The sequence below is a fragment of the Vibrio sp. C8 genome (assembly GCF_054051265.1).
The window spans coordinates 68,777-93,455 of sequence record NZ_JBPAOE010000022.1; the positions used below are offsets into that span (position 1 = coordinate 68,777).

Consider the following 24,679-nt stretch of genomic DNA (forward strand, 5'->3'; position numbering starts at 1 on the left):
CAGCAACAGCAACAGCAACAGCAACAGCAACAGCAACAGCAACAGCAACAGCAACAGCAACAGCAACAGCAACAGCAACAGCAGTCTCAATCAGGATCGGATTCTGGTCAATCACAAAACAACGAATCACAGCAGCAGGATTCACAGTCGCCACAACAAAACGATCCGCAACAGTCGCAAGCAAACTCTCAAGACGATAAGTCACAAGGCCAACAAAGTAAGGATTCTGCACAAGACAACCAAGATGCAAACAAAAATGCAAATCGAGGAAAAGAATCCAATCAACAGACCGATGCTCAAGCCAACGCCCAAGGCGGTAAACAAGATGAAAAACCAGAGCAGGATTCGCAGCCAGATGAAGAAACGACAGTTGCCACATCAAGTACAACTGAAAATATCGATCCTGAATTAAGAAAGTTGGAAAAAGTTGAAAGCGCTCGCGACCCAAGTCAGTTACTGCGAGCTCAATTGATTCTTCAGGCTAACAGTAAACAGCCTCCACAAACTGATGGTAAAAAGTGGTAATGATGAACGTATTACATTCTCCATTCGCTAATTCCCCGCGATTTGCATACATCTCTCGCTTAGGACGACTTACTCTATTCTTAGCTATTGCTGCTCTTAGTTTGAATAGTTTTTCCGTTCAAGCGGCATCCTTTTATGCCAGTGTCAGTAAGAACAAAGTCGTTAAAAACGAAGTTTTTCAGCTACGAGTAGTAAGTGATCAAAAAGCCTCATCAGACGATATTGATTTCACCGTATTAAGCAGTGATTTCCTGCTGGGGCGCCCGAGTTTTGGTTCATCAATCAATATCATTAACGGTACGCGCAGTAACAAAAGCGAATGGACGATTTCACTCGCAGCCACGCATATAGGTATTGTTACGATTCCGAGCTTTGAACTCAACGGACAAAAAACTCAGCCAATCGCAATTCAGGTAGCGCAAGACGAACAAGCGCCAGAGGTGAATGATCTGGTTGAAGTGCAAACTCAACTATCAACAACCGAACTCTATCCCAATGAAAGCGCATTGCTGAAAGCTCGATTAATCATCAAAGCAGACCCACGTCGTTTGCAAAATCCAACCGTCGCTCCACCAGCCGTTGAAGGGCTTGAACTTAACGCTGCCAGTGAAGCCAATCAGTATCAAACGGTGTTAGACGGCGTAGAAGTGACTGTCGTCGATCAGGATTTTCGTATCACTGCAAAAGAAGCTGGGACTTATCAACTCAATGAGCCAGTTTTCAAAGGCACCATTGTCTACGGTAGCAACTACAGCGGTGGCACCCGACTGGTTCCTATTGAAACTAAAGCGAAGACATACTCGATTACCGTCAATCCTAAACCGTCAAACTATCAGGGTATCTGGCTCCCTACGAGTAAGTTGAGCCTGACTCAAAAATGGACGGACAGTCAGGGAAATGCGATTTCTGGCGACAGCTACAAAACTCAGGTTGGCGAATCCATCACCCGCGAAGTGAATCTGCAAGTTGCGGGACTAACCCAAGAACAGTTGCCAAATATTAAGCTCAGCTACCCTACTTCGCTAAGTATTTACGATGAGAAACCTCAATTCACAACGCTGGATAACGGAGACGTTGTGATGGCAGTGAAACAGGTGCTTATTCCACGTCAAAGTGGCGATATTGCTTTGCCTGAAATAACTGTGGATTGGTGGAACACCACAGCAAAACAACAACAAGCGAGTAAAGTTTCAGGGCTTACCTTAAACGTTAAACAAAATGATACCCCACTGGTTGCGGCACCTACTCCTGTCCAACCCACAACAAAAGTGGAAACCGTCACTGTTAAAGATGCGGGCTTCTGGCCTTATTTAACCGCATTGTTCGCGGTACTTTGGGTGATCACAGGTGTGCTTGCATGGCGTTTTAAATCATCAGTGCCAAACCAATCAACCTCTACAGAAACAACAAGCTCAAGCGAATATCAAGCTGTCAAAAATGCCTTGTCTGGCAAGGTTGATGGTATTGCTATGAGTACAGCGATAAAAGCTTGGCTAAACACCGTAGTACTAGAAGAGCAAGAACAGGTAGCGATCAATAAAGCGCTTAATGACATCAATCAGGCTCTCTATTCTTCGACGCCTCAAGAGATCAAAACGGACGAACTTGAAAAGCTAGTTGAACGTATTCAAAAACAGCAGGCAAAGCGCAGTAAAGTTAAACCCGAAACCCTCGCTAAACTCTAATCTAGGAGCTTCGGCAATCTTGACTAAAGGTGGCTGACCATCGAAAGAAAAAGATCAATGTGCCATTAAAAGATGGCACAATACTCAAAAATAACGCAATAGATCGGCGATCCATTCATGTTAGAAAAAGAAAACCTCATCAAGCTTGCCCGCATTCAAATGCCCTTTGGCAAATACGCAGGCCGAGTACTGATTGATCTACCTGAAGAATACCTGTTGTGGTTTGACAAAAAAGGCTGGCCGCCCGGTGAGCTAGGTCAACTGCTTCAACTCTGTCTGGCACTGAAAATTGAAGGGTTAGATAGCGTTGTTAAGCCGTTGAAGCGGATGTGAGTTTCAGGGTGGTACTAAATCAGCCAATCGATTTTACCTTAGATGTGTCAGAACGTTATGTTCTGACTTATTTTTGGACAGAAGCAATTTAGGGGGCTTAGTTCGGATTCTATCTTTCGGATAACTTTTGGTATCCCCAACCCCAAGCAGCCACCTTTTATCAAGGTGGCTGATTTACACGTAACGGAACCAAACATAGCATTTGACACCGATACTTACATAAAATGTTTCATGTAAGTATTGAGGTTCTTTAATCTGCTCTAAACCACTTCTGACTCAAAAATATCATTCACACCCTTTTCATGAAAATTACCATATAAGGATTTATTCGAGGTTTGGCTGGTTTATCATTGGAATATTAAAGTATTACTTTTACTAAATTGCGCTGATAGCAGTAGTGAAGTTGGTTTAATTCGGTATCTTTAACTGGCTCAAAATGTATGTCCATATTATTAATTTTAAGTAATTCGCGAGCTCGGCCCATACCAATCCCTTGTCCTGCTTTTCCACAGCGAGTCGCATGATGACCTGAAACCCCTTCTTCAAATATTTTTTCCAACTCCGATTCATCCACTTTAATACTGAGCATATCAAAGGTTATCGTTATTTTTGGTGAAAACGGTTCTTTATCTATTGAGACCGTAAGTTCTGAATTGGGTTTTATATACTTCACAATATTATCAAGTATATAGTACAAGGCAACGGTTACTGTTTCGTAATCAAAAACAGATTGCAAAGTTGTTCTTTCAACGTTTACTAATACATTTTTATCAGTAAAGTCAGGAAAAAAAACATAAAATAAATTCATCAAAACTCTATGAATATGATGATTCTTTTGTTCTAAGCTCACTTTACCGTTTCTTAGAGAATCATAAACAGAGATCTCAGTTTTCATTTTAAGGCTATTCTTTGCTATTCTAACTAAAGATAATGCAGCTTCAGATAAGTCTTCTTGAACGTGCTCGGTGATAACTTTTTTCCATTGTTTATTTCTTTTATCAGCTAGAACTTCTTGTGGTATTATCGAATAAACCTCTTGCATATTATGTGCATTTAACGTAACAAGGTTGTGAATTAATCGATTAGTATGTTCATGGGTATTTTTTATAAAGTCCGACCTGAATTTAATTGCATCATCCATACAATCCAAAATTAGTTGTACTTCAGTGTTAAACTTTCTACTGCTTTTTATATATTGAGTTTTAGTAGTTAACGCAAAAATGGTATATTTACCATTACTTATTTTTACATACCTGATATTTGAACCGAATAAATTCTCTTTCTTACTAGTTCCTGAATCAACCGTTAACTCTATTAAATAATGATATTTATCAGGTAACTTATTAATAATAGTCTTGCCTTGCTTATCAAGAATTTTGTATTGAAAACTCATATTACACTCCCGCAAACTTCTCAACTAAAGAGGTAAACTGATAAGGATCTACATCTTTAGCTAAAAAGTCGTCAACCTTTCGCAAGGCCTCATGGAACCTATCCCCTTTCTGTTCCGCAGAGTAAATTATTATTTTCTTTTGCGGGTATTTGTCTTTTAGTGCAGATGCTAATCCAAGTCCTTCTTCTTTGAAGTTCAACTCAACGCCAACACCTTGTACATCGACAAAAATTATATCTGACTCAAGCACATCGTGGCAATCAAGGCTATCTATATCCTTGACTAACTTAGAGTTAACCCACCCAGACTTGTTTAATATTTTAACCACTTTAAATCGAGTATCATCATCAATAAAAAGAATTTTAGTGTTATTCTTTATTTCTCTAACTCTACTATCTGACAAGGGCGTTGAAAGAGATTCCTTTTCCTCTCTATCTTCTTTATCTTCTTTATCTTCTTTATCTTCTTTATCTTCTTTATCTTGAGAGGTTAGACCAATATTTATATTATTTGTTATCGAGTTCTCACTATTATTATCGCTATTCGGGGTGTTTTTTTTACCTCGAGATATTGTATAAACACCACCTAATGCAGCAACACCAATTCCGCTAAATATCACATCTGCATGTTCGACAACAAATTCAAAGGAGTTATAAAATAAATTGCTTTCTTCAATTGCCATTTCTGTATCTCATTAGATTCATATCAATCTGTTTAATATCTCAAATTTTTGTAAACTAATCAATCAGTTGCTTTTCCGAGTGCTATGAGTTTAATTCCCCCACAGTGATTAGACCAATCAGTACAGGGAATCGTTATGAAAATAATAACCAGATTTGATATGGTGCACACAGAAAGAAATAGGGAGAGCTAAGCCCCGTTTCTTCACAGCCAGCTATAAGGAAAAGTACCGTGACTCCAGCGACACAATCTACCACTGAGTAATTGCGTTAAATTGCTTTGGGGCACAAACAAGTTACAGTGATTAAATGAAAGAAGCGTCCCGAAGAAATTTGTTATTTTTTGGTTTGACAAAAAAGGCTGGCCGCCCGGTGAGCTAGGTCAACTACTCCAACTCTGCTTAGCTCTAAAAATTGAAGGGTTAGATAGTGTAGTCAAGCCGTTGAAGCGGATGTAATTTCTCGGGGTAATACTCTGATTCGATAAAAATTGATAATGCTGTAACTATCGATATCAACACAATAGAAGTTTGATGATTCGAAAGGTCTTTCACCATAGCCCCAGAACATTACTAGAGAATACTTAACCGTGGGCGTCTTGATAAAAGGTGGGATGGTTGAGTTATAAAAAGGCTAGCGTCAAACTTGATGCTAGCCTTTTAGTTGAGGGGGGTGTTAGTTATAAGCCGAACTCTAGGCCGACTTGGAAATGATCTTTATCTGTTAGTGAGGTTTCTGTAGTGCGTACGTATTCAGTGTAGAGACCGATAGGCAAGACGTTCAGTACTCGGGTATCAAAATGCAGTCCTACCACCGCTTGGTTGATACTAATATCACCAATGGTATTGAGTTGACCAATTTCATACCTGCGATAAGTAAGGTCGATTCTTTCTCGGCGCACAGAGAGTGGGAACTTAAATCCATAAGCTGAGAAGTCAACCACTTTGGATAAGCTCACCTCGCCCATTGCGACATCTTCTGCATAGGCATCATCAATTAATGCTGTCATTAAGAAGTTACTTGGGTCGTTGTTGATGAAATTACTGCTTGAAAGCAATTCGACGCCACGACGTTCTGTTGCGCCGACATTACTGCTGTCACTCGTCGAGTATTTTGCCGCAAGGTTGATGTAGAACTCTGCTGGTAAGTCGGTACCTAATGCTAAAGATGCACCACTGGTTTGGTCTTCACGATCTTGCACACCATATAAGGATAGAGCGGCTTGTTTATTGTATAACCAGCTTTGACCATAATGTTCTGTTCGTGAAATATCTAACTGTACCGATAATGGTTCACGTTCGTCTAATTTGTAATCTTGGTAATAGTTACTGGCGACTTCAGCATTCCAGAAACCAGTTTGAATAAATGGTAAGCGTAATTGGGCGGCCACACCATAATCACGAGTTTGATCTTGGTTGATAGCAGGGTCAGTGTAATTGTCATTTAGTACATAATAGCCACGTACGCCTACCAGTAAAAAATATTGGTTGTTACTAAAACCAGCACCGATTAAGTCACTGTATTCATCGTCATTCATGGCCCACATATTGTAGATGGTACGGTGTAATGGATCGGTAAATTCAAAGCTGGCGTTGTAACGTAATTTGGTAGTGTCTTCACCTTGATCATCCGTTTCGGTTACTGCACTTAAGCTAAATTCACCGCTGCTATAACGAATATTATTAAACCAACCATAGTCGGTATCAGTACCTAATGGTTCAGGTTCAAGGTTAGCAAGCATTTGTTGTTGTTGCTCTGCTAGCCCACCTTCATCATCCCAAATTAACTTTAACTGGTATGGCTGATTATCCGACACACTGATTGGTAGACGGGTGTAGTAGTAATCATCAGCCGAAATTGCAGTGGCAATCACTTTGTTGTCATCAATTAAACGAGCATCAACCACGTTATCGGCATCAAGTACTTGCTCAATTTTGCCATTTTGTGTGCGGAATAATGAGCTACCAAACTCAGTATTAGCAATGAAATAGACTCGGCCTTGGCTATCGACATCTTTCACAATACTGTAGAACGCAGGTAGGGTTAAAATCGCTTCTTTGTTGCGATATAAAGTGCGGTTATTGCCTTTTTGGATGAAGTAATACAGGTTGTCATTTTTTACTAATACAGAAGAGTTGACGGCGGCGTAGAACTCATCACCCACATACAGTTGTGGTTGAACGAAAGATTCGGTGGTTTTGAAATAAACTTCACGACCATCCGTTAACTCTCCTTGGTAGACATGACCTTCGCTGCCATCTTTAATTAAAGCATCATCATCAAATAAGCCTTGAGTGGTACGCCATACTGAAGTGCGGCGACCTGAAACAGTATAGTCTTCACCTTCGAGGCGGTAGACCTTACCCATATCTAAACTGGTGCGTTGCTGTGATACTTCGCCGCTGGCTAAATCATACTCAGTGAGGAGTGGCGCACGGACGGCATCAGGATTAGTTAGGAAGATAATACGGCCTTGCTGAGTATTAAGCTCACCATAATACTTAGAACGGGCGATGACCTCACCTTGAGCAATATTCATCTGTTCAGCTTCTTGGGTAGTTTTTTCTACCCAAGCTTTGAATGTGTCATCAAAAGATTCACCCACGGTATCACGCATTGGTTGATTGACTAAGAATGGCCAGTACCAATGTTTAGAACGATTTTGGAAAAATTTGTTAGCGGTTTCAAGGCCAAAAGTTTCGGCTAAATAATAGTGATATTGTGAGCCGAACACATACGCGCTTTCACCAAAAGGGAAAAACAGCGTGTCATTGTATAAACGTTCAGGTGTGAGATAACCTGCTTTGGCATGAATGTGCGTCATTGCTCGGTAACGACCACTGTATAAGCGTCCACCTTGACCATGCCAAGATTCATTTAATACCGCATTCCCTTCTAGCATAAAGCGAGATGTGTAAGCATTAGGTTGTACTGCTGGAATCAAACCTAAAGGACCAAAAGAGCCATTTCTAAATAAAGCATACATTGTTTGCGACACTTTGTTGTTCTTGCTGTTCATTTGGTAGTCATGAGCGGTTTCGTGGAACAGCAAGGTGTCTAACCAATTTGTCGAAGAAAAGTAGTCAGGTAATTGAGCGCCACCCATATAGTTAATCTGACGGTTAAGTGGTGATTGGCTCGAAAAACCATTGGCAATTTGGTTATAAGATGACATTAACCCAACGTTGAGTTGAGAGTCCATCTGATAACCATAATGTAGCTCATATTCGGGCTGCAAAATACGTTCAACGGCAGCTGCATGTTCGGCATAAGTCTTGTTTTGCTCAGTAAAAATGATGCGGGTGTTACGCACATCTTGAGTATAGTAACCCTGATCTTGTGCAACACCTGATTCATTTTGTGTGACTAAAGGAGCGGCAAAGGTGAAACTCGATAGGCTAGTCGTTAATACTAAACCGAGTGGTATGATCTTTTTATTCATAGAGTTAGCTTCTTTGTTGAATTTATTGCTATCTGAACATTCACAAATTGAATCTGATGATTATTGATAAGGTATTTCTCGTTCAGCCGCGTCTGACAAAAACCCAAGAATTCTAAAGGCATTACTGCGAATTTTTTCAAGGTTGCTTTCATGTGAATGGGGATAGCTTAGCTAACGAAGCTGAAGTAGAAAATTACTTACAGCCCATCGTGATATGAATCACAAAAGACACAGTTATTAAAATTAATAACAAAATAAAGTCAATAAAAACAAAATGTTAATTTTAAGATGACTTAATAGTTAAACAAGCAAGTTTTATTTTTGGAAGAACAACGCAATCCAGTACTGCTAGTTCAGAGTACTTTGTGGCGTTACTAACATTTGGTCAACGAAGCAATGCTAAAAGATATTTTAAGAAGAAATCGGACGGAGATGTTTCAGCCAGAACTGGCTGAAACGAAGATGGATCAGTTCCCTATATACGCGACACCATCAATTTGCACATGCAACCCGTCCTTACCACCTATATGAGCGAAATCTGTTGAGATAGTTTTTCTTGCGGGATAACCATTTTTAAACCGCGCTTTGATTACTTTCTCAAGTAGTGGAATGTCCCAAACATCCCTAAAGAGCACGTCTATTTTAACTACATGGTCAAGCGTGATTCCCTCCATTTCGAGTTTCCTTTCCATATCATCAAAGGCACCGTTTATTTGCTCTTCTATAGTTTTTCCAACATTCCCAACACAGTAACCAAGATACATAAAGTCTCCAGCCACAACATAGCCTGAATGTGCCCATTCTTCATTTACATCGCCACGTTTAATGCCTCGCATACTAAGGCTCCTCCAAATCAACTAAAACAAGCCGTAGTATAATCCTGTGGATTATTAAGCTTCGTGATTTCTGTATAAAAAATAATCATTTTGGTATAGAAAGAAATCTGTCAATGCATGGGTTCCATGATTCATTTACCCCCTGTTGCTTAAGTAGATAATGTGAGTTGGACGTAGCCTATTAATGGGAGATTCCGCGCAGAGGTATTACGCAATCTTCCACTTGCAATAGCTAGGCTATTTTCTGATAGGGATTACCGGCGTTCCGTTGCGACAGTCAATAATCTAGTTGGTTTATTATCACTAACATCCTCGCGCTAAATAGCATAAGATACACGGCCTTTACCTAGTACTGAGCCACTCACTGTAATGACAGATAAAACGCCGCATACAACATTTGCCGACCTTGGTCTGATTCCAACATTAGTCGAGAGACTAGAAGCGTTAGAATATAGCCAACCAACACCTATTCAATCTCATGCCATCCCTCATGTGCTTGATGGGCGGGATATGGTAGGCGGGGCCAATACAGGCTCAGGTAAAACGGCTGCTTTCTCACTACCAATTCTGCAAAAGGTTCTTCAGCACGATGATTCAAATAATCGCCGTGGCAACTTTGTTTCTCACCTGATTTTAGTTCCGACACGTGAACTGGCATCGCAGGTGGCTTACAGCGTTAAATCCTACTCATATCATCTTAGAGATAAAATCAAAACGGTCGCCGTATTTGGTGGTGTATCAGTGAACCCTCAAATGCTAGCCCTGCGTGGTGGTAGTGACATCATTGTTGCAACGCCAGGACGACTACTTGATCTGGTATCGAGTAACGCGATTAAGTTGGACCAAGTGAAAACGCTCGTGCTTGATGAAGCCGACCGTATGTTGAGCTTGGGATTTACCGACGAACTGAATAAGATTCTTAGATTACTTCCAGAGAAGAAACAGACACTGCTATTTTCGGCGACCTTTCCTGACCAAGTCACCACGTTGGCTCAGCACTTACTTAACGATCCTGTTGAAGTTCAGCTACAGAGTGCAGAAGCTAGCACTTTGGTACAGCGCGTGTTTAGTGTTAATAAAGGTGAGAAGACTGCGGTACTCGCACATCTAATCAAACAGCATCAATGGCGACAGACTTTAATCTTTGTGAATGCTAAGAATGCCTGTAACCACTTAGCTCAAAAACTGTCAAAACGAGGGATAACCGCTGAGGTTTTCCATGGTGATAAAGGGCAAGGTGCGCGTACTCGCGTTCTTGATGGATTTAGGTCTGGTGAAATACAAGTTCTTATTGCTACCGATATAGCAGCACGTGGTCTTGATATTGAAAAACTGCCAGTAGTGATTAACTTCGATCTTCCGCGTAGTCCTGCTGACTATATGCATCGTATCGGACGTAGTGGCCGTGCTGGCGAAGTGGGTCTGGGCCTGTCTCTTATCGATTACGATGACTACCACCATTTTAAAGTGATAGAAAAGAAAAATAAGTTCCAGCTTGAACGCGAGCAGGTCGAGGGCTTTGAAGTGAAAGACGATCAAAGTGAAGCATACTTTTTACCAATGAAGCCACGGGCAAAGCCAGCAGGTACGGGTAAAAACAAGAAAGCGCGTAATCAATAGAAGACAAAACCACAAATTAGTTTAATTGCGAAAATTTCTTGGACGAAAATAAACCAATCTGGTTACTCGCTACCAATGACTTATTCAAAAAGCAATAGAGCCTTGCTGAAACCTTCAGCCGGGCTCTATTGCTTTCCAAGAATACGTACTAGCGACGTGTCGGACGTCCGCGAGGTGAGCGTTTTTTAAATTCAGATGCAGCTTTAGCTTGTGAGTTGAGAATAGACTCGACAGTTAACGGCATCGGCTCTTTAGGTTCAAGACCATGAGGGAAAGTACGAGCTCTCGGTGGTAAATTGAACTCTTCTTCGCTTGCGCGTGGCATGCGCTTAAAGCGATAAAGGTAAAAGTTTTCTAACTTTTCTCTCGCCCAGTCGGTTTTCTTTAAATACTTAACACTACTTGCAATCGAAGGCTTGGTATTAAAGCAATTAAAACGCATGGCTGTATCTAGAATGTCCCAGCCATAAAAATCCACCAACTCTTGCAACATAGTCTCTAGCTTTAACCCGTGCAGCGGGTTGTTTTGTTGCAGTTCGATTCTCTCTTCGTCAGTCATCATTTTAGGCGCCTTACTCATTAAAGGTCGGAGTTTAACAAAGTATATCGAGCAGAGATATCTATAGTTAGGCTGCGATGGCTTGAATAGAAGGGTTGGACAGTTGGATAAACCTTAAAACGAATGTAGGGTTTATGATGCTCTTATGATTCAAAGGTTAGAGATTTACCTTTAAGTTGGTAACGCCATGATTTAATAGCCTAATTTTTCAAATTACTATACTTAAATCACTCCGGCTTATCTAACGTGAAAAATGAAGCCTATTCACGTTTGAATAGGCTCCCAAAAGTTTCGTTATTCTCTTCCCTTTTGTAGCTCAGTAATCAGCTCACTAAAGTCGTGTGTGTCAGCTTTCTGCACAGGCGGATATTCTTGTAGTGACTTGATATGCTCCATCAGCAGCTCTTGTACAGGTTCGTTTAACCACTGCTTACGCTGTAGAGCTTGTGAACGATCGAGCGTTGAACTGAAAGATTCAAATGGGTCCATATGCAAGTTGTAAATAATTGGGAATTTTTGTTTTACATACGGTTCATAGTAGTTTTCGCTGGTTTCAAAGTTCAGCTTCCACTGTTTATAACGTATTGCTTTGATGCTGGACTCGTAGTAATAGATAAAGTTATCTCGAGAGCTATCTTCTGTTTTACCTTCCCAATAATCCAGATTGTTTACACCATCAATGTATTGTTTACGCTTTTTCAGCATTTTTTCACGTACATCAGGCTCACCAGCCGCTGCCGCTAAGGTAGTAAAGATATCCATATGTGACTGAATGCCGGTTCTGACTTCACCTGCTGGGATATGCCCCGGCCAGCGGACAATCATAGGAACTCGAACACCACCTTCATACGTGGTCATTTTCTCACCACGGAATGGCGTTGTACCACCGTGTGTTTTAGCGCTGTGTTCTGGGCCATTGTCTGTGGAGTAAACAATAATCGTGTTATCAAGTACGCCCATTTTCTCCATTGAGTCTAATAGCTCACCTACTTGCATGTCATGTTCAATCATCCCACTACCGTATGCATCATGCTCGGTATTTGAGTCGGCCGCTAAGTAACGACGAGATTCTCTGAGGTGAGTAAACATGTGCATACGACTCGTATTCAACCAAACAAAGAACGGCTTGTTGTTGTCTTTGCTTTGTTGCATGAAATTCTCTGCCGCAGCAATGAATTCATCATCCACAGTTTCCATGCGTTTAGTCGTTAATGGACCAGTATCTTCACACTTCTGCTTACCCATTACGCCAAAGCGCGGATCATCAGTTTTATCGGCCTTGTCGGTAGCATAACAATGCAATACGCCACGAGTACCATACTTCTCCTTAAACGCAGGATCTTTAGGGTAATCATATTGCTCAGGTTCTTCTTCAGTATTTAGATGATAAAGGTTGCCGAAGAACTCATCGAAGCCATGCACTGTAGGCAAGTGCTCATTGCGATCCCCAAGGTGGTTTTTACCAAACTGACCACTACGATAACCAAGGTCTTTTAGGACTTCAGCTAGTGTTGGCGTTTTCTCATTGAGTCCAAGTTTTGCACCAGGTCGTCCAACGGTAGTCATACCGCTACGAATTGGATATTGGCCAGTGATAAGAGCGGCTCGGCCAGCAGTACTTGAAGGCTGTGCGTAATGCTCAGTGAACATAATCCCTTCGTTCGCTAGTCGGTCGATATTTGGAGTTTGATAACCAATAATCCCTCGCCCATAAGCACTGACGTTAGTCCAACCAACATCATCGGGGAAAATGATTAATATATTGGGCTGCTTTGCTTCTGCGGCCTTGACCGCAGGAGCGAGACTCATTGAAGCCAACAAAGCCGTTGCTAGTAATGTTTTTTTCATTAATAAGTACCTTATTGAATTTTACTTATCTTAAAAGATATATGTTTTGGGACCTTATCGATTTGAACGTTAGATAGTTCGATATGTGGCTTAACATTTAACAAGTTTAAAATGTTCAAAACACAATCCTTACTGAGATAATGATAGACCAATCAGACATTGTTATTTTGAAGCATTGTAGAAAATCTAAAAACCTAACGTACTGTTAACTATAGCCCGTTTGTATGACCGTTAATTATTGACCCTGAATTAGAGCGAAAGCTTTCGAGAAATTTTTGAAGATTCGCAAAGTGCTCCCTTTTCATAACCAACGGTTTGATATTGTTTATCACTCAAGAGCTAAGGAGCCATTGTTTTTAGATAAGCTATTCGAAGCAAGACAAATGCTGTCCCGCCACCTAATATACAAACAGACTCATAAGTTAACACTAACTAAATTAATTCAAGTTATGACAAAAGAGAAGCGCCATAACTCTTGAGCGAGCAACAACGCACATTCGATTCCACCAGCATTAGGAAAATCGCTTTCGAAACTCTCGTGGAGTTAACCCCACAGTATTGATGAAAACCTTGCGGCAGGCGCTGATATCTTCGTAACCCACCTGATTGGCTATCCATTCAAACGAATGCTGTGTACTTTCTAGGTAGTCACATGCACGCTGAACTCTTAGACGCTGTAAATACTGATTCGGGTTATAACCCGTAGCCTTTAGAAATCGCCTTTGCATTGTGCGTTCAGTAAGGTTTAACTGCTTAGCTAGCTGATTAATGGACAACGATTCCGCAAAACTCTGATGCATTATTTGTTGAGCCGAGACGATCGCGGAATCACCATGAGCGAACGACGGCTTAAATTGCTTATAATAACTCTGCTCTCTTTGTGAGGTATCGATAACCAGTATTTTGCCAAGTTGACGCACAACCCTAGGGGACGTATATCTAGCGACCAACTCAAAGCCGAGGTCCAGCCACGACATCATCCCGCCAGCCGTAACTATGTCTCCGTGATCGATCAATATCTTATTGCTGTTTAGAGGAATATCCGGAAACATTCGGCCAAATGTCTCTGCCAACGCCCAATGGGTCGTCACTTCTCTTGTGTTAATTAAGCGAGTTACGGCTAGAACAAATACCCCTGCACAAGCCGATGATAGAACTGCCCCGTTGGCATACTGCTCCTTAAGCCACTCAATAAAATCTCGTTCAGGCGCTAGGTAATAATCGCCTATCGAGGCAGGCGGTAATAAAACAATTGTAAAACTATCCTCTATCTGGTCAGTTTTCTGAACAATGATTGGCTCAAATATGACATCAATACCCTGCTCGCGACAAACTCGGTTCGCGAGTAAGAACATTTCTTCAAGACCATAAACCGCAGACTTCAACGCTGAAGGGTACTCACAAATTCCAACGGATATTTTGGTCACAACTGCCTCCGAACTTGTCGTTTTTAACCTTTTTTATGTCATTTTAACCTCTAAAAAGAGTACAGCAAGTTGCTCATAATCTTTCTGAACCTAAAGTCAAAACAACTGGAGATGAAAATGAATAAAAAGGCACTGCTTGTGATCGATATACAGAACGATTACTTCCCTGAAGGCAACTTCCCTTTATGGAACACAGATAAAGCACTGATAAACATCAAAGAATTAATCGCTAAAGCCAAGCAAAAAGATGTTCCGGTATTTCTTATCCAACACGTGTCGTCAGCCCCTAAAGGAAACGCGCCTTTCTTTGCAAAAGGCAGTGACGGTGTGAATATCCACCCGGAAATAATCGCCGTATGTCCTAATGCCGAAGTTATTCAGAAGCAGCATGCAGACAGTTTTCACCAAACTCATTTAGATAAATCACTGGAAGAGTTAGCGATTGATGAACTGCTGATATGTGGGATGATGACGCAAAATTGCGTTACACATACAGCTATATCAAAGAAAGCGGAAAAATATAAAGTTTCAGTTATTGAAGATTGCTGCACGACTACTGATAGCATGATTCATAACATTGCTTTAAATGCGCTATCAACTCGCGTACCTCTACTAAGCTTTTCCGAAGTACTGTAAAAACAAAGAACCATAGAAAAATATATCGAAAGCTCACTGGTATTGTTTACTCGTGAGCTTCAGATCTTAGCTTCATAGGGGCACGAACAAGTTAAAACAATCACGTCATAGTAATGCCCCAGTTAGTTTTCATTTGCTTTGAAAAGAGAAGATAGTCACAAAGCGCACTTGCTCAACGAGTCCAACTCTACCTGGCACTGAAACACCAATCGCTCTGGTTTAGAACAAACACGGACAATCAATATAAATAAAACGGCGCTTACACTCGGCAAAACAAAATGCAGAACAGGTATAAGCAATCTCGACTCGAAATGAAGTGATTGATGATTATTTGATGAATTATTACCGACTAATAGCGACAACAATTTTTATGGATAGATGCTTGTCCCTCGTACCATACGAACAACCTAACTGAGGCGATGATTTACCTCGCGTTGAAAAACTACAGCTCTAGCTTGGGCTGAATGAAATCGATAAAAGCGGAGATTCGCTTGGCAAGGGAAGAAGACTTGTAATACACCGCGTTCACTTGCTCTCTGCCAGAATGACTTATTTTCTCACCTTCTAACAAAGACACTAATCTCCCTTCCGCAATGTCTTTTTTCACCATAAATCCTGACAGGCAAGCGATGCCATTTCCCATCAATGCGAGCTGTCTGACGGTTTCACCGTTACTTGAATTCAGTGTCGGGGTAAGTTTTACAAATCCTTTAAGAGGCCAATCATTAAGTGCTTTCGGGGTTGAAAACCCAATCGTGTCATGATGGACTAAATCACTACTTTTATTAGGGAAGCCACGCTTTGCCAAATATTCAGGTGAAGCAACAATGTAGAGCAAGCTTCTACCAAGCGGCCTTGCATGTAACGTTGAGTCATTTAGTGCACCAATACGAATCGCGATATCTGTTTTCTTTTCTAGCAAATCGACAAAACCTTCATTTGAAGTCAGCTCCAACTCAATGTCAGGGTAAGCCTGATTAAACGGTTTCACCAATGGTACTAACTGATGAAACACAAACGGACTGGCAGCATCAACACGTAATCGCCCTTTGGGTAATTCCCCGCGGGAAATAATTTCTTCTTCCGCTTGCTGTAACTGCATCAATCCTGCTCGCACTGAATCTACAAATTGACGTCCCTCATCCGTTAGTTCAATCCGTCTGGTAGTTCGATTTAATATCGTCACGCCAAGCTGGCTTTCTACTTTGCTAACCGCTCGCGACACTCGGGCAACCTGTATATCTAAACTTTCCGCTGCCGCAGTAAACCCGCCGGTATCAACGACGGAAAGTAGAATTTCTAAATCATCAGATTTTGTGCGCATTCTTACCTACGATTTATATATCAGTGCATGTTTAATTGTTGCATTTATAACAAATATCATTTGTTAAATACTCTATTTTTTGCAATATCATTTCCGCGCAGAATCTCTCCTTATCAAGTCAATGCACCGCAACACGTTGATGAACGTATGCGTTGTATATATTCAAGCCTAAATAAAGAGAGTAAAAAAATATGCCATTAGCACTTCTCGCATTGACGCTCAGCGCCTTTGCTATTGGAACGACGGAGTTTGTGATCGTGGGGTTGATCCCTACTATGGCTTCTGACCTAAATGTCTCACTACCATCGGCAGGACTGCTGGTGAGCCTTTATGCCCTTGGTGTCGCAATTGGTGCACCTGTGTTAACCGCACTTACAGGCAAATGGAACCGTAAACACGTACTACTTACTGTTATGTCACTGTTTGTGGTTGGAAACGTGTTGGCGTGGCAAGCACCTGGGTATAACACCCTTATCGTTGCTCGCATTCTGACCGGTTTAGCACACGGAGTATTCTTTTCTATTGGCTCGACGATCGCCACTGGTCTCGTATCCAAAGAAAAAGCGGCAAGTGCTATTGCGATAATGTTTACGGGATTAACTGTAGCGCTAGTAACAGGCGTTCCACTGGGAACTTACATCGGTCAAACGTTTGGTTGGCAATCGACATTCCTAATCGTTGCGTTGTTAGGACTTATTGCGCTGATTGGTAGTGCTTTCTTAGTACCGAACAACCTAAAACAACCAGCCGCAGCTAAATTGTTATCACAGTTGAAAGTATTGACTCAACCAAGGCTACTTCTGGTTTATGCGATTACAGCACTGGGTTACGGGGGTACATTTACTGCCTTCACTTTCCTTGCTCCGATTTTGCAACAAGAATCAGGCTTTAGCGCCAATGCAATCAGCTTGATTATGTTGGTATACGGTGTATCTGTGGCAATTGGAAATATTTGGGGTGGAAAAATGGCCGATAAGAAAGGACCGATTAAAGCTCTAACTATCATCTTTGCAGGACTAGCAACTATTCTTTTGGTATTTAACTTTACCGCTGTAAACCCTATCACTGCTGTAGCAACGATTTTAGTTTGGGGTGCCTTTGCGTTCGGTAATGTTCCTGGTCTGCAAGTCTACGTTGTGAAACTGGCTGAAAAATTCACCCCTGATGCAGTAGATGTTGCATCTGGCCTAAACATTGCGGCATTTAACGTTGGTATTGCTTTTGGTTCTTGGGGAGGTGGCGTGATTGTGTCGAAAATGGGGTTGATGCATACACCATGGATTGGTGCGTTGATAGTACTCACGGCACTTGCTTTGACCCGAATGAGTGGTCGCCTTGATAATCAGACATCAAATCAGATGACACAGCTAGCAAATTAGAACAGCTAAGGACAAAGACTGATACTGAGTAAATAAGTTAATTCTATATGAGGCACTTCTGAGTTTCGAAGTGCCATCTGTGAAAGTTTTGGACAAAACGCGTCAGTGAATCTGCTAAATTAACATCTCACGGATAATTTCAAGTATTGCGAACCTTCAATCAAATGACCACATCCAGTCAACCGCTACACACCTCATTTTCTAATTGGGTTAAATACATTCGCATGAACGCTGTTCGTCTTTTCGCTTCTTCTCGAGCTGATAGAGTATTCATCGAACCTTCTAACTTGAGTAGCTTCTTATAGAAATGATCAATGGTGAATCGATCATCATCTGGCATTCGATTTGAGCAAAAAGAGTCTTCACTAGAATATAAGGGGCGATTTAATTTAGAGCTCACTTGCAAGCACCGTGATACACCAATCGCACCGAGTGCATCCAATCTATCAGCGTCTTGAACTATTTTAGCTTCAAGAGTTCTTGCTTCAATTCTCGCACTGTAGCTGTGAGCTTCAATAGCATGAGCAATGTCATCAATGTACATCGAAGGATACGAAATACTTTTCAGAAAGCTTACTGCTTTTTCCGCCGCTATCACTGAACTTTGGCTCCGTTCAGGATGATTTTTCTCAAATGAAAAACAATCATGTAAATACGCTGCAGGAATAACAACTTCCTCAATAGCTCGTTCTTTATAACATAAGGATTTCGCTGTCTTTACTACACGCAATACATGATCAATATCATGAGCGAGATCTTGGTTCATTTCTAAACGAATAAAACTGAATAATTTTTCTTCCATTTGCTTATTCAACATCAATCATTTCGTCCTTGGATATGTTCAAAATTTGGCTTAGGGTATATAGCGTTTTAACACAACAGCCGCATTCACGCCTCCAAATCCAAACCCATTACATAACGCGTAATCAACCGTTCTGGATTTTGACGTTAACGGAATCAAATCTAAATCGCTCATCTCAACCTCAACCTTCTCCAAATTTAGAGTAGGCGGTAAGATCCCTGTTCGAATGGCTTGTGCTGTAAAAATACTTTCCACACCACCGGCGGCCCCCAGTAAATGGCCTGTTGCTGATTTGGTTGAAGAAATCGACACATTAGAAATGCATTCTTGAAAAACTTTCCGTAATGCAGCGATTTCAGCCCGATCACCAACAGGAGTTGCCGTCGCATGTGCATTCACATAGCCTATATCGTTGGCCGTTATCTTAGCCATAGACATTGCTTGAACCATAGCACGAGCCGCCCCTTCTCCGGACTCTGGACCAGATGTAATATGATGTGCGTCAGCACTGGTGCCGTACCCTGCAATTTCAACTAACGGTACTGCCCCACGATTTAACGCATGTTCAAGCGACTCCAGTACCATTAATCCAGCACCTTCCCCCATCACAAACCCATTACGATTCGCATCAAAAGGACGAGATGCTTTAGCTGGCTCATCTGCATAGGTTGACAAAGCTTTCAATGCATTAAACCCGCCTAGAGACAATGGATCGATACAGGCTTCGGCCCCACCAGCAAGTACGACATCCGCTTCTCCTGTACGGATTATCCTCATAGCATCACCAATTGCCTGAATACCAGCAGCACAAGCGGTTACGGGCGTACCAATAGGACCTTTAAATCCATACCTGATAGACACATTTCCAGCGGCAAGATTCGCAAGAAACCCAGGGATAGTAAACGGCGATATTTTCTTCACTCCTGATGTAAATATAGCTGCCTGAGCTTTAGTCATAAATGGTAATCCACCAATTCCCGTCGCGATGATCGTGCCTGTAGATATACAATCTTGCTCTGTTACTGGGTGCCAATTTGCCTGATTAAGCGCTTCCTGTGCGGCAGCCAACGCATACAGAATAAAGCGATCAATCTTTTTACTTTCTTTCGTTGATACGATTCTACTTTCATCCAATCCATTGCTCTGTGATGTGATATCCGGAACTAATCCACCAACCTTGGTTGCACTAATATGTCTCAGTTCATCAGGTAAGTTTCGAATCCCAGATTCCGAATTAATGAGTTTGTTCCAAACACTATCCACTCCAATTCCCAGAGGAGAAACAATACCCATACCTGTAACCACAATGCGATTATTGTTCATCATATAACCTCTTCATTGACTTGCCTCTATCGTAGAACATACTATTTAACCCTTATATATGATCAACATAATATTTAAGCGCCTCTGCAAGTGTGTTTGATATCTCAGCAACATAGACAAGAGGGAACAATGCCGTATTTACCAGAACACAAAGCCAATAGTCACGAAAAGATTTTGAAATCAGCAGCTGATTTATTCTGCCGATATGGTTTCGATACCGTTAGTTTATCGGATGTGATGAAAGCAGCGAACATGACACACGGAGGGTTCTACGCCCACTTTAAATCAAAAACTGCACTCTATGCTGAAGCACTTCGTTATGCTGCAAAGCATTCGCTGTTGAATATGGTCAGTGAAGAGGCAATGAGTATTTCAGCACTGAAATCTTTAATAGACAGTTATTTAAGTCTTGCGCATATTCGTCAGGAGACAATGCCATGTGTACTTGCATTTTTATCTTCGGATATTGCACACAGAGAACAGATAGTCAGGGAAAGTTATGAGGATATATTCCACCGGATGGTTAAGAAAATCGCACGAGCATTCGTTAGCCCAATAACGGAAGAACAAGCTCAAGAATATGCTCAATATTTAGTGGCCAGTATGGTTGGTACTGTTTCAATTGCACGCTCTTTGGTTGATACGAACCTGCAACAGGAATTGCTTATTAATTCGAAAGTTACGCTATTAAACTGGTTGGATAGTATGCTTCAGAAAAAAAGCTAACAAACACGAAGTGGAATGTTGGTTCTCATCGACCAATCACAACATGAATAAATGAGAATCCTTTAAGAGCAGCCCTCACTATCAGCCTTTTCATTAGTTCAAGTATGACAAGTTCAACCAGAGATTTTGATACAGAGTATTTACCCTAAAACATTTCAGGGCGTTTCCGAGATAGAAGCAACTTCTGGCAAAGACGCGTTTCAAGTTGGCCTAGTGAATGCACGGAAATGACATAGAATTACCGCCTTCAGCAACTAAACCGCTACTACGTTAACCTCTGGTAATGATAAAATCTCTGCACCAGAATTACCGAGAAACTCTATGTTTATTCATCATGTTAATGGCATCGACTGGCTGGTGATTACAGCTTTTGAAGAATTGAAAACTATATTTATAGAAGAAGCGGGTGCCATCCCCTCTTACTTCTCTGCCGCCAGCGAATTAAACCCGCTTGATCAAGCCAAGCGTGCTTATGGATATTTGCCTCCACTCCAAGGCGTGATCACTGATACAGGAACATTTCAAAGCCAAGAGAACGAAGAAGATTTGAACCCACAACTTGCCTGCCTAGTTGAGGGGCATGGTCGGGTGTTTATCTATCACAGCGGCTTTGTGGCTTTTGTGAATGACGAACAAACTTTTATTACCCGAATGGGCTGAAATCTATTCAATCATTTGATATTGGAGAATTGGCATCCTTAGCCCTTCATCCGCAAGTGTTTCGACACTAGGACTTATAACTAGCCACAATAACGTCAATTCTTTTTTGAGGCGGCGTGCTGCTCAATCATGAATACTATTACTTCTTCATTTAAACAAGATTTGCTGACATATTGGCGCTGCTTACCCAGATGAAGTATGAATCCTAAATCGGTTTGTTCAAGTTGGTCAATTTCACTCCAAGCAATGTAGCGGTCGATTTCACCACTTTTGTAATTCACACCGTTCGCGTTGACTTGAAACACTACTTTGTTGCCACGACTGGAGCTGATGGTTTGTCGCCATAACCACCAAGTTCGCTTACAGTAAACACTGAACGCTTCAACAACACTCAATACGATAAAGAACCAGCCGACATAACCGTTAGGTAACAACTCAAACTCTAATAGAACCGTGCCAAAAATAAGAAAGAGTATTCCTTTCAGATACGCTTTTGGGAACTTAGCAGGCTGACTAGTTTGATCATAACACTCGGCAAAGAAAGGCTTATCGAGCGTATATTCTGTGGTGAAATCGAAATCTTTAGACATGTATGGGTACTTTAAGGTCTCTGTGAATGGGTATTCCAATTGCAATCTTGGAACACGAGCATTGTATCGCGTCTCAGAGCTTATCTTTAGCAATATTGATTCTGTTTTGTAAATCAATAATACCAAAAGATGCTAGGCGCTCTGTATGCGATACACAGACAACTCAATACTAACCCTTGGTACGCAGAGGATGCGGAAAATAAGTTAGAGTTACGCTCGATACTTGATGAGTGTATGGTTTGTTTATTTCTATTAAGCACCTGTTTCAGACAACATAGTTTTTATTTTAGAGGGTCGTTATCTGGTAATGCATTATGCATCCAAAGCGCAAGTCTGTGTTTAATGTTTGCGCCGTCGAGCTTGCTGTCAGGTAATGGCGTGATTTGTTTGGCATCGACCAAAAATAGGTAAATCGCTTTTACTCTTACTGGTTGTGGTGACTTGGGAAGGTCAAAACCTTGCAGTGTTGCCATCTTCCCACCTATCTCAAGTGCCTTCTTAACCAGTTTGTCTTCATTCTTAAGCATGGATTTTTGTGACATTGATAGAAGCCTCTTCTTAGTTTCAACTAAGAATACATTAAGTGTCTCCAATGGCGTGTTAGTAAACTCTCATATTGATAAGTTTAGGCTGTAACATCCATTAAGTGCTTAAAAAGCACACAAAACAATACCATTGGAGCGAAAATTGAATAGTCACCTAATTAGTAGGCTCGTATGTGACGTTACGCTTCGTGGTTTAGAGGTAGTTTGTTGTTCAACGTGCGTAAATGGGAGATTTCGCGCAGGGGGTAGTGCTAGGCTATTTCTTGTAGGGTATACACCTTCTTTTTAACGCAAAGTCTTCGCTAGTAATATTATTAGCGAAGACTAGTGAGTTATTCAGTCTAGAGGAGACGACTATTAATCGTCTATTGCCTGACAACCTAAATCTTGAATTTATGGACTTGCTCTGTCAGTTCATGAGCAAACCTATTTAACACGATTGAATGTTCAGCACCTTTGCTTGCTTCTTCATTTAACTGATCTGAAATTTGCTTGATCAATTCGGTGTTACCATTTATTTCACGGCTAACAGCAGCCTGCTGTTCGGCTGCAGTAGCAATATGAGTAAACATATTATTGATATCGACAGCAGAGCTACGAATGATAGAGAATACGTCCACAGCGTCACTGGTATTCTTCACACTTTGCTCTGCTAAGTCATGGCAATGATTCATTCCATTAACCGCTTTCATAGCGGTATTCTGCAGTTGACTGATCATTTGACTAATTTCTTCTGTAGAATTTCGAGTCTTCAAAGATAAGCTTCTTACTTCATCCGCGACTACAGCAAAGCCTCTACCCTGTTCACCAGCTCTAGCTGCTTCAATTGCAGCATTTAGTGCCAATAGGTTAGTTTGTTCTGCAATTTCATTTATTGCCGAAACAATTAGGGTAATTCTTTCCCCCTGTTTATGCAGCGCATCAACTACGGAGCCAGCATTTTGAACTTCTTCCAACAGCTCGCTAATTGATGCCTGACTTTTATAGACTAAATCGTTCGCGTTTTGACTAACGTCCGTCATTTGACGCATTCGTTCCGCAGCGTGTTCAGCATTGTCCGCAATATCATCTGTTGTTGCGGACATTTCTGTCATCGCGCTTGCAACCATGATGACCTCTGCCTGCTGATTGACTATCATCGCTTGTCTCTCATTGGAAGCATCAGAAATAATTTCCGCTTGCTCTTGAACTTCTGCTGAAAGCTGGCTGATAGAAAATATTAAGCTGTGCATTTTTTTGACAAATAGATTGAAACTAATTGCTAGTTTTCCAACTTCGTCATTACTTTTAGAGTGGATAGATACGGTGAGATCACCCTGCCCACTAGCAATATTGTCTAGTTCAGTTGCAACTGTTTTTAGGTTTGACAACAAATATCTCAATATCATTGTCAGCATAATGATAGATACTAAAATAATAACTACTGTTGCCAATGCCTGATATATTAACAGCTCTTTAACCGGCTCTAACAATAATGATTTCTGACTCATCATAACCAAGGACCAATTGGTATTCGGTACTGATGAAATCGTGCTCAAGTAATCAATACCATTGATAGATATCGGAATTAACTGCTCGCTGTCTTGTTGCTCAATGAGTGTTGTAACAGAAGAATTGTTTCTCACAGAGGCAAAGATTTCATCTTCTTTAAACTTACTAGAATGCGCGATAATCTTGCCATCTTCAGAAAACAAAACAGAAAAACCATCACCCGGAACCTTCACACTCAGGATGTCATTGTGAATTTTATCCAGTGGAATAGAAGCCATCGCTACACCACGCAACTTGTTACCAGATAATATTTTTTTTGATACTGTGGTAATGAGTTTTCCACTGGATGAACCAATATAGGGCTGGCTAAGATATACAGTATCCCTCGACAATGCATTCTTATACCAAGGACGTATCGTTGGATCATAATTATCCTTGGTATTTAAGCCTTCAGCTCTGTATGTGTCTCCATTCGGTGTACTAAACAACACCGAACCAAACTCTCCAGCACGGCTTACTGTATCGATTTCACCTATTAGTACAGAGGTGTCATCAATTCTGTCTAGTGCAGAGGAAAAAGCTTGTAATACATTCATTCTTTGACCAAACCACTCTCCAATAGCTTCTGCATTTCTTCTTACATAGAGGCTATTTGATATGGAAATATTATCCATTATTTGTGCTTGAATTCGATTAATAGCAATACTCGCTTGTATTAGGCTAAAAATGGATACAATAACGCAGCAAATAACTAAGATTTTCTTAGTAAGAGACATATGAAATTAAACCTTATCGACTTTATCTCCAATTTTTATTAAGAAATAAACGAACAAAAACTGGATCATGAAATGTACT

The 24,679-nt window shown here is 41.1% G+C and carries 20 protein-coding genes and 2 pseudogenes; 9 read left to right on the top strand and 13 right to left on the bottom strand.

What is annotated here, in order from left to right; all coding sequences use genetic code 11:
* From ACRQQK_RS11645 to ACRQQK_RS11655, 3 genes and pseudogenes are all read left to right on the top strand, one after another.
* A pseudogene (locus ACRQQK_RS11645) lies at window positions 1-525 on the top strand (hypothetical protein); the annotation flags it as partial.
* Window positions 526-527: 2 nt separating this feature from the next.
* On the top strand, window positions 528-2,210 hold the full coding sequence (locus ACRQQK_RS11650; RefSeq protein WP_457511582.1) for a BatD family protein: 1,683 nt from the start codon (window positions 528-530) through the stop codon (window positions 2,208-2,210).
* 117 nt (window positions 2,211-2,327) lie between these two features.
* The gene (locus ACRQQK_RS11655; protein ID WP_457511584.1) at window positions 2,328-2,543 is read left to right on the top strand and encodes a DUF3820 family protein; all 216 of its coding nucleotides are present in this window, start codon (window positions 2,328-2,330) and stop codon (window positions 2,541-2,543) included.
* A gap of 358 nt (window positions 2,544-2,901) precedes the next feature.
* Here the strand turns inward: ACRQQK_RS11655 and ACRQQK_RS11660 are convergent, their stop codons facing one another.
* The gene (locus ACRQQK_RS11660; RefSeq protein WP_457511586.1) at window positions 2,902-3,936 is read right to left on the bottom strand and encodes a hypothetical protein; all 1,035 of its coding nucleotides are present in this window, start codon (window positions 3,934-3,936) and stop codon (window positions 2,902-2,904) included.
* Window position 3,937: 1 nt separating this feature from the next.
* Entirely contained in the window at window positions 3,938-4,618 is a 681-nt protein-coding gene (locus ACRQQK_RS11665; RefSeq protein WP_457511588.1) for a hypothetical protein, read from the bottom strand.
* Between the two features lie 330 nt (window positions 4,619-4,948).
* Here ACRQQK_RS11665 and ACRQQK_RS11670 point away from each other — a divergent pair.
* A pseudogene (locus ACRQQK_RS11670) lies at window positions 4,949-5,074 on the top strand (putative quorum-sensing-regulated virulence factor); the annotation flags it as partial.
* A gap of 221 nt (window positions 5,075-5,295) precedes the next feature.
* Here the strand turns inward: ACRQQK_RS11670 and ACRQQK_RS11675 are convergent.
* Together ACRQQK_RS11675 and ACRQQK_RS11680 are read right to left on the bottom strand one after the other, a co-directional pair.
* Window positions 5,296-8,058 carry a hypothetical protein gene (locus tag ACRQQK_RS11675; RefSeq protein ID WP_457511589.1) on the bottom strand — a complete coding sequence of 921 codons (2,763 nt, stop codon included), beginning with the start codon at window positions 8,056-8,058 and terminating at the stop codon, window positions 5,296-5,298.
* Window positions 8,059-8,525: 467 nt separating this feature from the next.
* On the bottom strand, window positions 8,526-8,894 hold the full coding sequence (locus tag ACRQQK_RS11680; RefSeq protein ID WP_457511591.1) for a RidA family protein: 369 nt from the start codon (window positions 8,892-8,894) through the stop codon (window positions 8,526-8,528).
* Window positions 8,895-9,263: 369 nt separating this feature from the next.
* Between ACRQQK_RS11680 and ACRQQK_RS11685 the strand changes: the two genes are divergently transcribed.
* A complete protein-coding gene (locus tag ACRQQK_RS11685) occupies window positions 9,264-10,514 on the top strand; it encodes a DEAD/DEAH box helicase (RefSeq protein WP_457511593.1) in 1,251 nt (416 codons plus the stop codon).
* A gap of 148 nt (window positions 10,515-10,662) precedes the next feature.
* Here the strand turns inward: ACRQQK_RS11685 and ACRQQK_RS11690 are convergent, their stop codons facing one another.
* The 3 genes from ACRQQK_RS11690 to ACRQQK_RS11700 form a co-directional block, all read right to left on the bottom strand.
* Window positions 10,663-11,076, bottom strand: a complete 414-nt coding sequence (locus ACRQQK_RS11690) for a VF530 family protein (protein ID WP_457511594.1) — start codon at window positions 11,074-11,076, stop codon at window positions 10,663-10,665.
* 291 nt (window positions 11,077-11,367) lie between these two features.
* Complete coding sequence (locus ACRQQK_RS11695) at window positions 11,368-12,921, bottom strand: arylsulfatase (RefSeq protein WP_457511596.1); 1,554 nt, start codon at window positions 12,919-12,921, stop codon at window positions 11,368-11,370.
* Window positions 12,922-13,433: 512 nt separating this feature from the next.
* Window positions 13,434-14,348, bottom strand: a complete 915-nt coding sequence (locus tag ACRQQK_RS11700; RefSeq protein ID WP_457511598.1) for a GlxA family transcriptional regulator — start codon at window positions 14,346-14,348, stop codon at window positions 13,434-13,436.
* Window positions 14,349-14,465: 117 nt separating this feature from the next.
* Here ACRQQK_RS11700 and ACRQQK_RS11705 point away from each other — a divergent pair, with 117 nt between their 5' ends.
* Window positions 14,466-14,984 carry a cysteine hydrolase family protein gene (locus ACRQQK_RS11705; protein WP_457511600.1) on the top strand — a complete coding sequence of 173 codons (519 nt, stop codon included), beginning with the start codon at window positions 14,466-14,468 and terminating at the stop codon, window positions 14,982-14,984.
* A gap of 442 nt (window positions 14,985-15,426) precedes the next feature.
* On the opposite strand, the gene ACRQQK_RS11710 is transcribed toward ACRQQK_RS11705, so the two are convergent.
* Window positions 15,427-16,308 carry a LysR substrate-binding domain-containing protein gene (locus tag ACRQQK_RS11710; protein ID WP_457511602.1) on the bottom strand — a complete coding sequence of 294 codons (882 nt, stop codon included), beginning with the start codon at window positions 16,306-16,308 and terminating at the stop codon, window positions 15,427-15,429.
* A gap of 191 nt (window positions 16,309-16,499) precedes the next feature.
* Here ACRQQK_RS11710 and ACRQQK_RS11715 point away from each other — a divergent pair, with 191 nt between their 5' ends.
* Complete coding sequence (locus tag ACRQQK_RS11715) at window positions 16,500-17,687, top strand: MFS transporter (protein WP_457511604.1); 1,188 nt, start codon at window positions 16,500-16,502, stop codon at window positions 17,685-17,687.
* Between the two features lie 178 nt (window positions 17,688-17,865).
* Here ACRQQK_RS11715 and ACRQQK_RS11720 read toward each other — a convergent pair whose 3' ends face one another.
* Both ACRQQK_RS11720 and fabF read right to left on the bottom strand, forming a co-directional pair.
* Window positions 17,866-18,504 carry an HD domain-containing protein gene (locus ACRQQK_RS11720; protein WP_457511606.1) on the bottom strand — a complete coding sequence of 213 codons (639 nt, stop codon included), beginning with the start codon at window positions 18,502-18,504 and terminating at the stop codon, window positions 17,866-17,868.
* Between the two features lie 36 nt (window positions 18,505-18,540).
* A complete protein-coding gene (gene fabF, locus ACRQQK_RS11725) occupies window positions 18,541-19,815 on the bottom strand; it encodes a beta-ketoacyl-ACP synthase II (protein ID WP_457511608.1) in 1,275 nt (424 codons plus the stop codon).
* Between the two features lie 126 nt (window positions 19,816-19,941).
* Here fabF and ACRQQK_RS11730 point away from each other — a divergent pair, with 126 nt between their 5' ends.
* Together ACRQQK_RS11730 and ACRQQK_RS11735 are read left to right on the top strand one after the other, a co-directional pair.
* Window positions 19,942-20,538, top strand: a complete 597-nt coding sequence (locus ACRQQK_RS11730) for a TetR/AcrR family transcriptional regulator (RefSeq protein ID WP_457511610.1) — start codon at window positions 19,942-19,944, stop codon at window positions 20,536-20,538.
* A gap of 321 nt (window positions 20,539-20,859) precedes the next feature.
* A complete protein-coding gene (locus ACRQQK_RS11735) occupies window positions 20,860-21,198 on the top strand; it encodes a cytosolic protein (RefSeq protein WP_457511612.1) in 339 nt (112 codons plus the stop codon).
* Between the two features lie 95 nt (window positions 21,199-21,293).
* On the opposite strand, the gene ACRQQK_RS11740 is transcribed toward ACRQQK_RS11735, so the two are convergent.
* The 3 genes from ACRQQK_RS11740 to ACRQQK_RS11750 all read right to left on the bottom strand — a co-directional run bounded on the left by ACRQQK_RS11740 (window position 21,294) and on the right by ACRQQK_RS11750 (window position 24,600).
* Entirely contained in the window at window positions 21,294-21,788 is a 495-nt protein-coding gene (locus tag ACRQQK_RS11740) for a YcxB family protein (protein WP_457511614.1), read from the bottom strand.
* 281 nt (window positions 21,789-22,069) lie between these two features.
* Window positions 22,070-22,330 carry a DUF5062 family protein gene (locus tag ACRQQK_RS11745; protein WP_167410567.1) on the bottom strand — a complete coding sequence of 87 codons (261 nt, stop codon included), beginning with the start codon at window positions 22,328-22,330 and terminating at the stop codon, window positions 22,070-22,072.
* Between the two features lie 383 nt (window positions 22,331-22,713).
* Window positions 22,714-24,600 (bottom strand): methyl-accepting chemotaxis protein, encoded by a 1,887-nt coding sequence (locus tag ACRQQK_RS11750; RefSeq protein WP_457511616.1) that lies wholly within the window; start codon window positions 24,598-24,600, stop codon window positions 22,714-22,716.
* Window positions 24,601-24,679: the final 79 nt, after the last annotated feature.

Coding starts and splice junctions, on each gene's coding strand:
- ACRQQK_RS11650 (WP_457511582.1), top strand. CDS start 528: ATGAACGTATTACATTCTCCATTCGCTAATTCCCCGCGATTTGCATAC.
- ACRQQK_RS11655 (WP_457511584.1), top strand. CDS start 2,328: ATGTTAGAAAAAGAAAACCTCATCAAGCTTGCCCGCATTCAAATGCCC.
- ACRQQK_RS11660 (WP_457511586.1), bottom strand. CDS start 3,936: ATGAGTTTTCAATACAAAATTCTTGATAAGCAAGGCAAGACTATTATT.
- ACRQQK_RS11665 (WP_457511588.1), bottom strand. CDS start 4,618: ATGGCAATTGAAGAAAGCAATTTATTTTATAACTCCTTTGAATTTGTT.
- ACRQQK_RS11675 (WP_457511589.1), bottom strand. CDS start 8,058: ATGAATAAAAAGATCATACCACTCGGTTTAGTATTAACGACTAGCCTA.
- ACRQQK_RS11680 (WP_457511591.1), bottom strand. CDS start 8,894: ATGCGAGGCATTAAACGTGGCGATGTAAATGAAGAATGGGCACATTCA.
- ACRQQK_RS11685 (WP_457511593.1), top strand. CDS start 9,264: ATGACAGATAAAACGCCGCATACAACATTTGCCGACCTTGGTCTGATT.
- ACRQQK_RS11690 (WP_457511594.1), bottom strand. CDS start 11,076: ATGATGACTGACGAAGAGAGAATCGAACTGCAACAAAACAACCCGCTG.
- ACRQQK_RS11695 (WP_457511596.1), bottom strand. CDS start 12,921: ATGAAAAAAACATTACTAGCAACGGCTTTGTTGGCTTCAATGAGTCTC.
- ACRQQK_RS11705 (WP_457511600.1), top strand. CDS start 14,466: ATGAATAAAAAGGCACTGCTTGTGATCGATATACAGAACGATTACTTC.
- ACRQQK_RS11710 (WP_457511602.1), bottom strand. CDS start 16,308: ATGCGCACAAAATCTGATGATTTAGAAATTCTACTTTCCGTCGTTGAT.
- ACRQQK_RS11715 (WP_457511604.1), top strand. CDS start 16,500: ATGCCATTAGCACTTCTCGCATTGACGCTCAGCGCCTTTGCTATTGGA.
- ACRQQK_RS11720 (WP_457511606.1), bottom strand. CDS start 18,504: ATGTTGAATAAGCAAATGGAAGAAAAATTATTCAGTTTTATTCGTTTA.
- fabF (WP_457511608.1), bottom strand. CDS start 19,815: ATGATGAACAATAATCGCATTGTGGTTACAGGTATGGGTATTGTTTCT.
- ACRQQK_RS11730 (WP_457511610.1), top strand. CDS start 19,942: ATGCCGTATTTACCAGAACACAAAGCCAATAGTCACGAAAAGATTTTG.
- ACRQQK_RS11735 (WP_457511612.1), top strand. CDS start 20,860: ATGTTTATTCATCATGTTAATGGCATCGACTGGCTGGTGATTACAGCT.
- ACRQQK_RS11740 (WP_457511614.1), bottom strand. CDS start 21,788: ATGTCTAAAGATTTCGATTTCACCACAGAATATACGCTCGATAAGCCT.
- ACRQQK_RS11745 (WP_167410567.1), bottom strand. CDS start 22,330: ATGTCACAAAAATCCATGCTTAAGAATGAAGACAAACTGGTTAAGAAG.
- ACRQQK_RS11750 (WP_457511616.1), bottom strand. CDS start 24,600: ATGTCTCTTACTAAGAAAATCTTAGTTATTTGCTGCGTTATTGTATCC.